This is a genomic window from Flavipsychrobacter stenotrophus, assembly GCF_002954265.1.
GTDB lineage: Bacteria > Bacteroidota > Bacteroidia > Chitinophagales > Chitinophagaceae > Flavipsychrobacter > Flavipsychrobacter stenotrophus.
The window spans coordinates 669,815-682,777 of the sequence record NZ_PPSL01000003.1 but is presented as its reverse complement, the minus strand read 5'-3'; the positions used below and the strand labels follow the sequence as shown (position 1 = coordinate 682,777).

The following is a 12,963-nucleotide window of genomic DNA, read 5'->3' as shown; positions in this document are numbered from 1 at the left end:
GTTGTTTCTTATTGTATGATAATGTTCTGGCCGTTCTCCATTTCTTCGTAGCCGGCAGTTACTACCTTGTCTCCTGCATTCAGACCACTCAGCACCTCTATATTACCATTAGAATTTCTACCGGTTGTTACCGGCACAGCCTTTGCTTTTGTACCATCTGCCACATAAACTATCTGACCTTCTGATGTTTTTTGCACTACAGATACCGGCACTACAATAGCACTAGGGTTAGTATAGTTAGCTATCTTCATGATGCACGACATATTAGGGTGCAACTTACCGTTGTTTGGCAACTGTACCTGCACTTCAAATGAACGAGACAACGTGTTTACAGCAGATCCTACAAAACTAACTTTAGCGGTCATAGAATCATCTGCATTAGCTAATATCACTTTTACCGGGTCCCCTACCTTTACTTTACCCAGGTAATTTTCGCCGATCATGGCAGTAGCCTTTAGCTTATCACCACCTACTATTTGTATACCAATCATCCCCGGACTAACTACTGAACCTACTGTCAGCTTTACGTCCTGAACTGTACCACTTATAGGTGCTACAATTTTTGACATGTTGCGGTTCGCCTGTAGAATTGCGACATTTTTCTGCGCAGATTCATACTGCGTTTTAGCAGACAATAATTGTACTTCAGTACCAATATTCTGCTTCCACAAGTTTTCCTGCTTTTCGTACAGTGTTTTTGCAAGGTTTAGTTGTGTGGTAGCAGCACCTATCTGCTGTTCTATTGCCGCTGCGTCAAGAACTGCCAATACTGCACCAGCGCTCACCTTCTGCCCGGTATGCACCAATATTGACTTAACAATACCGCCTTGTTGCGATGTAGCCAATACGTTTTCGTCACCGGTTATTTCACTCTGCACCTCAATATTACCATTGAATACTTTTGGAGCCACTGTCACAACAGATACCGGTGTTACCTTCCCTGTTTCTTTCTTGCCGGCTTCAAGCTCTTTTATTTTTACATCCAGCTCAGAACGCTGTTTTTTCAGCTTCACCAGCTCATCAGCTTTGTTGCCGCCACCACCGCAGGAAGCGAGTATCATTGCAGGTATTATTAGATAAATTAAACGTTTCATATTCTTATATTTTGTGTGTTTATGTTTTACGATGATTATAGTTGTCCTAATGCTTTTTTAAGGTCTGCTTCTGCGTTAATGATGTCTATCAGCGTAGAGAAATAGCTGTTCTGTGCTCTCAGTTGTTCTGTTTGCGCCAGTGTCACTTCCTGGTTGCTGCCTACCCCCGCCTTATATTTTTTACGGGCAAGGTCCAGTACGCTTTCTGCTAATGTTACATTGCGCTTTTGGCTTTGGTATTGGATGATCGCATTCCTCAGACTTGTTTTTGATTGTGATGTCTGGAAGTCCAGTCCTAGCTTCAGATTTTCAATATTGTTTTTTGCCTTTTCAATATTGTACTGTGTTTCCTTAACCTGATTGGTGCGCTTCAGTCCGCTGAATATCGGCACATTCAACTGTAACCCTACCAGTGAGTAGTCTTTGTAATTGCTAAATCCAAACAACTTACCAAAGTTGTTTTCACCATAGTTATAACCAAATGAACCCACAGCTATCAATGATGGCAATGCAGCCATTTTATACCGCTTAAGGTTGTATTCATTCAGCTTCAGACCGGTAAGCGTCAGGCTGTATTCAGGTACCTTTACATAGGTCTGCTCTTCATTTAGCAATGTAGTAGACGAGGCTATGTGCGCATCAAGGTTATTGTCTGTGAGCACAACCGGTGCGTTTATGTCCATACCCATCTGGTATTTCAATACCTGCTCAGTAAGCGTAACCAGGTTTGCGATCTTTATGCTATCGTTTACCAGGTTATTTACCTGTACGCTGTTACGCTCTACATCTATTTGTTCTACTACTCCTGTCTGCTTCATCACATCCATTTCGTGCTCCATACTCCGCACTATCTCCATAGATGTTTTAAGGATTTCCAGCTGATTCTTAGCTACAATAATGGAGTAGTAAGACTTCATCACATTGTATTTCACTGTTGCTTCCGTCACTTTTCCGGTTTGCTTAGACAGGTCCACAAGCGCTGTTCTGGCCTGTAATGCAATTGCCACACTGGGATCAAACAATATCTGCGAAGCACTAACACTAGCCGACGCCGCATAGTGCAATGAGAAAGCGATGGGAACAATAGTACCCGGAGGGATTGTTCTGTCAAATGTGCTCGCATCAAGAAATGATGACTGCGGAGCAATAAAGTAATTCAGGTCGGCTTTACCACTTATTTGTGGTAAGGCTATTGATACCGTCTGGTTGTTCTGAGCATTCTGTATCAGTACATCCAGCTGTGCGTTTTTGACAGAGTAATTATGCTTCATTGCATAATCCATGCAGTCCTGCAGGCTCATGTTTTTAGTAGCGCCATCCTGGGCTCTTGCCGCAGAACCGGCAGCCAACAGGGTAATTAAGGCAATATATATGCGTCTCATATCTTAGGTGTTTGTTTTATGTATTGTGCTTTATATTCTGTGTATAGTTTTATTCCTTTCGCGGTCATTATCCCGTACATGAAGTGCTCCCCTATCTCCATAGCCACGCTCGTTATCGTATGATCGTCTGTTACCATCCTGTTGGGCTGCAGTATCATTATCGAGGTTTCTATTCTCAGTTTCGATAGCAGGTTGGTGTCTATCTCTTCCCTGTAGTATCCTTTCTTTATTCCTTCCTTCAGATTTTCTTCCATCAGGGCTACATCCTTTTCCAGCAGCATACTCCTGAAGCTTTTATAGGCAGCAGGATAGTATCGTTCCAGCTCAAACAAAGCCATTGGGTTTATCCGCTTGAACATACTGTCGAAAAATGCCAGCATCTTTACCATAGCTTCTACCGGGTTACCGGCAGAGTCCAATACGGCTACGCACGCATTGGTGGTGTTGTTCTTATACCAGGTTATCGACTCGTTCACCACTTCTTCCTTATTGGCAAAGTGCAGATACAATGTTTTTTTAGATATACCTGATCTGCGGGCTATATCATCCATCGTAATTGTCTTAAAACCATATTGGCTAAACAATTCCGCTGAGGCCGTAAGTATTTTTTCTAATGGTTCCATATGTAATCGGACACAAAACTATGGAAACATTTTTTACCAAAAAAGTTTCCATAGTTTTTTTCGTCTCCGAAATGTTAAAATAATTTAAAAAGGGTTTAGGTAGCCAATATTGAGAATAGTGCTTTATTTTGTTCTCCTAATCAATAATTATGCGTTTAGTCAATATTTCAACGGTTGCCGTTACCCTTTTAGTAGTACTTACATCTTGTGGCGGGTCTAAAAAAGCAGGAAAATCCACAGCTACCGTGCCCGGCAACTGGCAGTCTACACCCATTGCTATTGACGGCGACAGTAAAGATTGGCCATCGCCATACCCCAATTATGATAGTAAAGCCAAACTGGCTTATGCTACTTCCAACGACCGTAAGTACATCTATATAACAGTAGAAAGTGGCGATGAACTGACGCAGATGAAAATGCTAAAGGGCGGAATGGTAGTATCAATAGATACCGGCGGAGGAAAAGAAGATCCGTTCAGCATCAACTATCCGTTGGAAAATAATAATGTGGAAATGGATGTTCCACAGGGCTCAGACGGGCAGAAAGATGGTGCTGTTCAGTTCCAAAAGCAATTATCACAGCGCATTCGTAAAGGTATTGAGGCTGCCAACCAGTTTACTGTCGATGGTTTTGCAGGTTGTAATGGTGGGTATATGATCAACCAGACCGTACCCTGTGGCATAAAACTAAAGGCACGGCTAGATGAATACAGGGAAATTGTATGGGAAGTGGCCATCCCTGTAAAAAGCCTGTTCAATAAAGATTCATTAACCGCAGCAGATGCAGGTAAACAAATTGGCGTCTGCTTTTCTCTTAAAGGCACAAAAGCACCAAAAGGCCAGGTACAGAATGCAAATGGCGGCATGAACCAGATGGGCGGCGGTGGCAGCCGAAATTCCGCAGCAATGGGCGGCGCTATGGCAGGTGGCGGAAAAACATCCAATCCACTGGAGCAGCTCTACTCCGCTACAAAAACAAGAAAACAATTCAGCCTCGTAGTACAGCCTTAAAATCTTTTTTAGGCTTACCCAACCCTTTTAAATTATACTCTGTCTTTATGGGTGTGGGGTAATTATGCCCCTGCTGCATCACATAAAATATTGGTGGGCTACAGCAACGGCCCCTGTAAATTTTTTAGCTATTCACTACCATATATTCCCATTCATCTACCGTTGAATCAACAAAGGCCATTTTCTACCGGAAATGGTCTTTTTTTTTAGCAAAACACTACAGGCTGCCCTCAAAGAGAACAGCCTGCATATTTACTAAAACCATCACCTCAACAGGACGGGTTTTACTTTTAAATTTTTACTTTAATTCGCCTACCATGTCAGCCGGCTTCACCCAGGCGTCAAACTCTTCAGCAGTTACATAGCCCAGGTCTATAGCTGTTTGCTTCAGCGTCTTGCCTTGTTTGTGGGCAGTCTGTGCTATTTCAGCAGCTTTGTAATAACCTATCTTGGTATTCAATGAAGTTACCAGCATCAGTGAGTTATTCACGTGCTTGGCTATGTTCTCTTCTATTGGTGCAAGACCTACAGCGCACTTGTCATTAAACGATACACAACCTTCACCTATCAGGCGGGCACTATGCAGGAAGTTAAAGATCATCACCGGCTTGAATACGTTCAGCTCAAAATGACCGTTCGATCCACCAATGCCAATAGTTACATCATTACCCATTACCTGTGCTGCTATCATGGTCAAGGCTTCACACTGTGTAGGGTTTACTTTACCCGGCATGATAGAAGAACCCGGCTCATTGTCAGGTATGAACATTTCGCCTATTCCCGAGCGTGGTCCCGAGCTCAGCATACGAATGTCGTTAGCTATCTTCATCAGGCTTACTGCTATCATTTTCAATGCACCATGTGTTTCCACTATAGCATCATGTGCGGCAAGGCTTTCAAATTTGTTTTCGGCAGTAATGAAAGGCAATCCTGTAAGTGCAGCGATATTTTCAGCCACCTTTACATCATAACCTTTTGGTGTATTGATACCGGTACCAACTGCTGTACCACCCAAAGCCAGTTCGCTAAGGTGTGCAAGTGTATTGTTCAGCGCCCTTAATCCATGATCCAGCTGAGATACATAACCGCTCAGTTCCTGTCCTACGGTAAGTGGTGTAGCATCCATAAAGTGAGTGCGGCCTATCTTCACCACATGCATGTATTCTTTGCTCTTTGCAGCAAGCGTATCGCGCAGTTTCTTTACGCCCGGTATAGTTACATCCACCAGCATCTTATAGGCTGCTATATGCATAGCCGTTGGGAATGTATCGTTAGACGACTGTGACTTGTTCACATCATCATTAGGGTGTATGAATTTCTCTTTGTCAGTTAACTGGCCGCCATTAATTACATGCGCGCGGTATGCCACTACTTCGTTCACATTCATGTTAGACTGTGTGCCCGATCCTGTCTGCCATACCACAAGTGGAAACTCAGCATCCAGCTTTCCTTCCAGTATCTCATCACAAACTTTGCCTATCAGGTCGCTCTTCTCCTGTGCCAATACGCCCAACTGGCAATTGGTAATTCCGGCAGCCTTCTTCAGGTAAGCAAATGCCTTGATTATCTCCTTCGGCATTTTGTTGGTATCCTGTGCTATTTTGAAATTTTCAATCGAGCGCTGTGTCTGCGCACCATAATAAGCGGTTGCAGGTACCTGCACTTCGCCCATTGTGTCTTTTTCTGTACGGAAAGCCATAATAGTTACTGATTTGTTTAGATTGGATGGCAAAGTTAGGAACGTTAATCAAATAAAATATATTAAGTTGAGCAGTTATTTTTCTTTTATGTAAGGCGCAAAATTTGCGAATAGAAGACTATTTAAAGACTTTTGCAACGCAACAGAAATGAAAGAGAACAATCAAATTGGTAAATTTTATTTGATTATCGTTCCTTGATTGATTTCTGAACTGTTGCACATTGCCAAATAAGATTTTTCTGAAAAGGTAAAGGCGCTCACTTGAGCGCCTTTACCTTTTATAACATTATTTGAATTCAGATCATCGTAGTAACGTGAAGTTACCGTTATGATGTTCTTTTTTACCATCTTTAAACGTAGCATCCATGTAGTAAACGAACACACCCTGCGGCTGTATCTCGCCGTTGAATTTACCATCCCATCCAAGGCCATCGATCTTGGTAGTACTGAAGATCAATTCACCCCAACGGTTGAATATTTCCATGCTGAATGCTGTCAATCCCTTTGTAAGATAACCACGTGGGAAGAAGTAATCATTGATACCATCTCCGTTAGGTGTAAATACATTCGGTATTTCCATGTAGCAATCCGCAAGAACATTTACTGTATCAGATGCGCTGCAACCATTAATGCTTACGGTAGTATAGTAAGATCCCGGTGTAACAAGGTTAATGCTCGGTGTTAGTTCACCTGTATTCCACACCCACGATGCACCCAGTGTACCTGCATTAGTAAGATCATATAGCTGTATCGCATTACTACCTTCACATATTGTTGTATCTGGTCCCAGGTTGATCACCGGGGTAGGATATACACCAAGTGTCATGTACATGGTAGTGTCAGGACATATGTCATAGTATGCAGTAACCGCTACAGCGTAAGTACCTGGTGTGGTGAAGCCATGAATTACTGGATTTATATTTCTTACGCTGTCTAATGCGCCAAAGCTCCATACCAGACCGGTGAAACCTTCACCCGTATTAGCAGTTAGGAACGTTACGTTTGTTCCTGTACAGATCACAGTATCACTTTGTGTTACATATGGCGATGGGTATTCAGCTATTCTTGCTGTAACCGGCATACGTGGGCCAATACATCCTGTAAGTGACGTCTGGTTGGCATACCATGTAAATAAGCCAGGTATCAATGTAGAAGGTGTAGGTGCTGTTGCAGAACCTGTACCGCCTACTGAATCTGCATACCACAGTACATTAGTACCGGTTGCTGTAAGGGGTACACTTATTCCATACTGGCAATACTCAACATTCGTTGTTGCAGGCACAGGTGGTATAGGGTAGATAACAACAGTTGTGGTAGTAGAAGCACGGCATGCATTAATCAATGCAGTTACTGTGTAAACGCCTGATGCATTTTCATCTACACCGGTTAGTATAGGATTCTGCAAAACTGAAGAATATGCATTAGGGCCACTCCATGAATAGTTGGTAGCGCCATTTAATGATCCGCTTGTCAGCTGAAGATTACCAACTGCGCAGAACGGGCTGTTATTGCTGGCGAACGGCTGCGGAATCTGGTGAACTACTACCCACGTGCTATCTTTAGAGAAGCAATTATTGATACCTACTGTAAGAACATACCTACCCGAATCATTCAGTGAAGCCGGGTTGATAATAGGATTAGCAAGAGCCGAAGTGAATCCATTAGGACCTGTCCAGCTAAAAGTAACACCAGCTGTACCGTCAGAACCGTACATGTTCAACTGATCACCCTCACAAACTGGTGAATTGCTATTTACAAAAGGTATTGCAGGGTGCAATGGATCGGTAAGTGCAATCGGACCAACGATGTTCCAGTTGCATAATTTAGGCGCAACGGGCACAATAGAAATATTGGAAAAAGTACCCTGAGATAATGATGGAATAACCAGCGTACCGGTAGCTGACACTGTACCGGTATATGTTTGTGGTACACCATTGAACAGGTAATTCACCGTCATTACAAAATTGTTGAATAAACCACCCAAAGTAATTGATCCGTTTGATCCGCCACATGTAGTTGGATTTGTCGAACTAAGTATGGTAACAGTATTAGGCGTTGGGCCAGGAACATATATAGTACTGGTTCCCGAACATCCTGAATTATCTACGACGGTAACTGTGTAAAAACCTATTGCCAAACCACCTGCATCTGGAGCGGTTACGACAACAGGTGCAGTCGTCCATACATAGCTGTAAGGGGCTACACCGGTATCTACAAAAGCATGAACACCTCCGTTCAGATCGCCAAAACAACTAACCGAATCATATGTTGAATGTACTGCCACATGTCCGCCATTCACCGCTATCGTGTCCGTTTTCGTACAACCAAGATCGTTGGTTACCGTGACCACATAGTTTGTATTAGTATTTGGCAGTGCTATAGGATTAGCACATGTTGTACAACTCAAACCCGCAGCCGGCGACCAGCTATAACTTAATGGCAGAGCAACGTCTGTCGCTCCTGACGTAAGCGTTATTGGATTACCGAAACAAAGTGTAGTGTCATGACTTGGATTAAGTTGTAAATGTGACGGCCTTATTCTTGTATATAGCGTATCAGGACAACCGAAACCTGCATATGGCTGCATAATAACCGCATAGGTAGTTGCTACCGGTGGCATTGGTATGGTTATAGACTGTGTTGTGCCGTAAATAGTTGTAAATGTCAATGAATCATACCAGGTATAAACACTGAAGCCTGATGGCGCATTAAGCGTAGAAGTGGTCGAATCGCAACCACCTGCAGAGATAGAGAATAACCCGCAGCTCATATCCAGATATCCATATCCGAAGTGACCACCTAAAGCGCAATCTCCACTGGCAAAATCAATTTTAATAGTTGTGCCACCCAGGCCTGAAAGGTTAATACTAGCTGTTGTCCATGATTTATAATAGACAGCAGAACCCGATGTAGCAAGTGTAAAACCCGGTAATCCCGAAGTATAGTTGTAGTTATACTGAGCACAAGCAATTGGCACATTGGTGGCAGAATCATAAGCATGCACCTCAAATCTCGGCTGATTCGTTGCATCGTGCGGGGTACCAGTGGCACCTCCGTCCTGCACTACAACCGCATACCTGTAGATCAGGCTATAGTTAGATACGGTAGCAGGTACGTGTATATAATACCTGGCCATTTCCGCTTCCGCACCTACACCACTGTTACCTAGTTTCAACGAAAATGATCCGCCTCCGGGCGCTACTATTGGAAATCCACCGAACGGATCAACTCCCGCTCCTGTTGTTAGCGTATGTCTCCCCGCTACAAGACCGGGTGTAGGCGTCGATATCGGGCAGCAAGTACCGGTAAAATAGCTCCATATAGATGTATTACCCAATTCGAAGTCTATATTCGGCGGGCAATCCTGCGCAAAAGACTTGAAACAAAGCCCTGAAAGCAGGAGGGAAAGCAAGAGTATCTTATTGTATTTCATAGACTTCTTTGGTACGGTTAAAATAATTTGTTTCTATCGTGATAGCGAATTTGTGATCACACAAAACTAACTTTTGTGCTTTGCAAAATATGCATTCATTTTAAAATATCATAATGTTGCATAAAAATAAATAAAAATAATGTATCTAGAATAAATTCTATCGCTTTTATTTTTACCTGCTTCTACTTCAACATACCGGGTAAAAAGGCTCGGTGTATATATGACGGGAAAAAATTGTGAATTAGTTGGCAAATGACAAATAAAAATATCTCCTATGTGAAATTCAATTATACTAATGTTGATTTTTGCACTCACATGGTAGAAAACATAATATATACGGACAGAAAGTTAAAACTTTCAATAAAAAATAAATATTACAAATTTACTAACAAATGACATGAGCCGTTCGTCTTATCAAGTTGAACAAAATTCTTCGATTATGAAAAAGCTCTTCACATCACTCATTTTAAGCGCTCTGGCGTTTGCTTCAAACGGGCAAACAGTTACAGCCACCCTCACCACTCCGCCCTGTCATGCAGATGGTGTGCTAACTTCAAGTACCACCGGATTGACTCCCCCGCTCACATTCACCTATTACTTATCCGGCAGTCCATCTATAGTCCACTCCGGGGTAGCTACAACTACTGACGCGCTTACATCATATGCCGGCCAGGGTGTATATATAGTAGTTTCCGGCGGCTCCACTACATCGGCATCTACATATTACGCAGGTGCACCTCCATTTACTTATACGACAACCACTACCAACGCAGTATGTCCGGCATTAGGAACGGCAACAGCAACTGTAACAGGCGGAACAGCCCCTTATACCTACACCTGGACCAACCAGACAACCGGTGTGGTAACTCCGGGTAACCCGGCAGGCTTATCGGGTGGCGCTTACGATCTTATGGTAACCGACGCAGCAGGTTGTATGTATGGCTCCATTTATGCCAATGACTCTATAGCCATCTATACCTCACCAGGCTTTACCTATAGTGTTACAACCACGGCTGCAAACTGCACTAATGGTACCGCTACAGTAGCTTCCATTTCCGGCGGTTTACCTCCTTATAGTTATGTATGGTCTACTATGGCTTCCACTTCGGGTATATCCGGCCTGAGCATGGGTAGCTATAATGTAACGGTAACAGACGCTAACGGATGCTCAGATATACGCTACGCATATGTATCACAAGCAATTACCATCACGTCTTCTGTTACGCCAACGCCTGCTACCTGCACTGCCAGCAACGGCGCGGTTATAGCATTTGGCGCAGGCGGCACTCCTCCTTACACATACCTCTGGAGCAATGGTGCAACTACTCAGTCGCAGGGTGGCCTGGGTGCAGGCTACTATTCTGTAGTAGCCACAGATGCTAACGGCTGTATAGGTAATGGCGCCGGCTCAGTTGTCGCTTCTACACCTATTACTGCTACCTATGCTACTACTGCCAGCTCTTGTACTGCCCCTACAGGCACCGCTACATTAACTCTTGCCGGTGGCACTACTCCTTATGCTATCAATTGGTATACCTACCCTGCACAAACAGGGCTTACGGCAACTGCTCTGGCTCCGGGTAATTACTCATTCCATGTTACTGATGCCGTCGGTTGTTTGCGCACAGGTACAGTTACTATTAATCCAATTGATATCATCAATTTGTCATTCGCTACCACGTCTGCTACATGTACCTTGTCAAATGGCAGTGCAACTGTAACATCTACAGGTGGTGTTGCACCACTCACCTATGCGTGGGTTTCAGGCGGCACTACTGCCACACTCTCTGCAGCACCTGCAGGCTATCATTATGTTACTGTAACCGACGTAAATGGCTGCTCAAAGACCGGCTATGCTTATGTCGCTTCATCTTCTCCCGTAAATGTAGCCATGGCTAATACTTCTCCATCATGCTTATTCACATCAGATGGTAGTGTTCATGCTACAGTTTGGGGTGGTACTACTCCGTACTCTTACAACTGGAGCACCGGTGCTTCAACAAGCACTATTACGTCTCTCGACGAGGGTTATTACTCAGTTTACGTTACAGATGCAACTGGTTGCACAGCTCATAACTACACTTACTTGTTGCCGGGTACAACCAGCACCAGTTGTTATTGCACCATAAGCGGTACAGTTTATCACGATCTTAACGGCAATTGCACACAAGATGCAGGCGAACCGGGCATACAGGGCATACAAATACACTGCAGCGGATGGGGTTATACCTACACCAATGCAGCCGGTCACTATTCTTTCATAGTACCTTCAGGTTCTTACACTATTTCTGAAACAGTACAAACCTTGTATCCTTTAACAGCATGTGCTGTTAATAATGTACCATTGACTATTGTAGCTTCTACAGGTTGCACTAATGTTGTAAACTTCGCTAACGATCTGGCTACCATTCATGATATACACATCAGCACATGGGACTACAATCATGCAATACCTGGCAATACTTACACACAGGCTACTATTATCACCAATGAAGGCACAGTAAATGAAGGATCGATACTGGCAGGTTACAAAACTGACGGCCAGATATTCGCTCCTACATTCATTCCAGGCGGTATCTTCTCGGGTGCTGCCAATTGGTACAGCTCATCAACTATTCCTTCTTTAACTCCCGGTGCTTCTCAGGCATTCCATGAAAACTATACAGTACCTACAGACATTCCTTTGAGCACAGATCTCGTATTTAGAGATTCTGCTGTAAGTGCTGCACCTATGACTTCATGGCTTACAGACTACACGCCATGGAACAATGTAAACTACTTCACTACTACAGTCGTAGGTTCTTATGACCCTAACTTCAAGGAAGTTAGCCCTAAAGGAACAGGCCCTACCGGTATCATCGGTTATGCCGACTCTGTATTGGAATACATGGTTCACTTCCAGAATACAGGTACTTACTATGCTGAGAAGGTTGTAGTAATAGATACACTAGATCCAAACCTGGACTGGGCTACACTTCACCCGGTTTACCAGTCTCACCAGTGCGTGGTAACTATGAATGAGAATGGTGTCGCTACCTTCACATTCAATGGTATCCACCTGCCTTACGACCCTAGTTACCCTGTTACCAGCAATGGCATGTTTACCTACACCATAAAGACAAGACATGGTTTGCCGGTTGGTACTCAGATCAGGAATCGTGCATCGATCTATTTCGATTACAACACACCGATAATAACTAACAGCACCTTGAATACGATCGGCCACGCTGTAGGTATCCCAACTACTACCGATCAGCACTCATCGTTCTCTATCTATCCTAACCCTGCTGAAAAAACATGTTTCGCCGTTATCAACAGCGATGTGTTTGGCAATGCAGATATGCAGATCACAGACATTACCGGCAAAGTACTTATCAGCAAGACTGTCAGCCTTTCACTTGGTGCTCAGACCATCCCTGTTGATATCAACACTCTGGCTCCGGGTATGTACCTCGTATCGCTGCACAACCAGGGCAAAGTAGAAACACAAAAACTGGTTATCATGAAATAATACCTTCAAAAGGTGTGTTTTAAAGGGAGGCTTCGGCCTCCCTTTATTGTTTTAGAAACCTTCAAACAACACAAAAGACAACAATCCATGTCATTGCGCCGTAGGTGCAAAAGGTTTGTAGAAAAACATTCCCCTCTTTCATCGCTAGCCGTTAGGTTCGCGCCCAATTGTGGCAATACTATTAGCATGTTAGACACCCATAACATACCAG

7 protein-coding genes are annotated in these 12,963 nt (G+C 43.6%); 2 read left to right on the top strand and 5 right to left on the bottom strand.

All coding sequences use genetic code 11. The features are described 5' to 3' along the window. Nucleotides 1-8 precede the first annotated feature (8 nt). Genes CJD36_RS12900 through CJD36_RS12890 form a run of 3 tightly spaced genes read right to left on the bottom strand, consistent with a single transcriptional unit; the run spans nt 9 to nt 3,099 of the window. Nucleotides 9-1,094: an efflux RND transporter periplasmic adaptor subunit gene (locus CJD36_RS12900; RefSeq protein WP_105039590.1), complete on the bottom strand. Its 1,086-nt coding sequence runs from the start codon at nt 1,092-1,094 to the stop codon at nt 9-11. Between the two features lie 35 nt (nt 1,095-1,129). After that, nucleotides 1,130-2,476: a TolC family protein gene (locus tag CJD36_RS12895; RefSeq protein ID WP_105039589.1), complete on the bottom strand. Its 1,347-nt coding sequence runs from the start codon at nt 2,474-2,476 to the stop codon at nt 1,130-1,132. Further along, on the bottom strand, nt 2,473-3,099 hold the full coding sequence (locus tag CJD36_RS12890; RefSeq protein ID WP_105039588.1) for a TetR/AcrR family transcriptional regulator: 627 nt from the start codon (nt 3,097-3,099) through the stop codon (nt 2,473-2,475). Before CJD36_RS12890 ends, CJD36_RS12895 begins: the two co-directional genes overlap by 4 nt. A gap of 149 nt (nt 3,100-3,248) precedes the next feature. Between CJD36_RS12890 and CJD36_RS12885 the strand changes: the two genes are divergently transcribed. Then, nucleotides 3,249-4,109, top strand: coding sequence for a hypothetical protein (locus CJD36_RS12885; RefSeq protein ID WP_105039587.1), 861 nt, complete (start codon nt 3,249-3,251; stop codon nt 4,107-4,109). A 298-nt stretch (nt 4,110-4,407) separates the two neighbouring features. Here the strand turns inward: CJD36_RS12885 and fumC are convergent, their stop codons facing one another. Together fumC and CJD36_RS12875 are read right to left on the bottom strand one after the other, a co-directional pair. After that, the gene (gene fumC, locus CJD36_RS12880) at nt 4,408-5,808 is read right to left on the bottom strand and encodes a class II fumarate hydratase (RefSeq protein ID WP_105039586.1); all 1,401 of its coding nucleotides are present in this window, start codon (nt 5,806-5,808) and stop codon (nt 4,408-4,410) included. A 301-nt stretch (nt 5,809-6,109) separates the two neighbouring features. Continuing rightward, the gene (locus CJD36_RS12875; protein ID WP_105039585.1) at nt 6,110-9,241 is read right to left on the bottom strand and encodes a gliding motility-associated C-terminal domain-containing protein; all 3,132 of its coding nucleotides are present in this window, start codon (nt 9,239-9,241) and stop codon (nt 6,110-6,112) included. A 439-nt stretch (nt 9,242-9,680) separates the two neighbouring features. Between CJD36_RS12875 and CJD36_RS12870 the strand changes: the two genes are divergently transcribed. After that, entirely contained in the window at nt 9,681-12,752 is a 3,072-nt protein-coding gene (locus CJD36_RS12870) for a DUF7619 domain-containing protein (protein WP_161499304.1), read from the top strand. Nucleotides 12,753-12,963 lie beyond the last annotated feature (211 nt).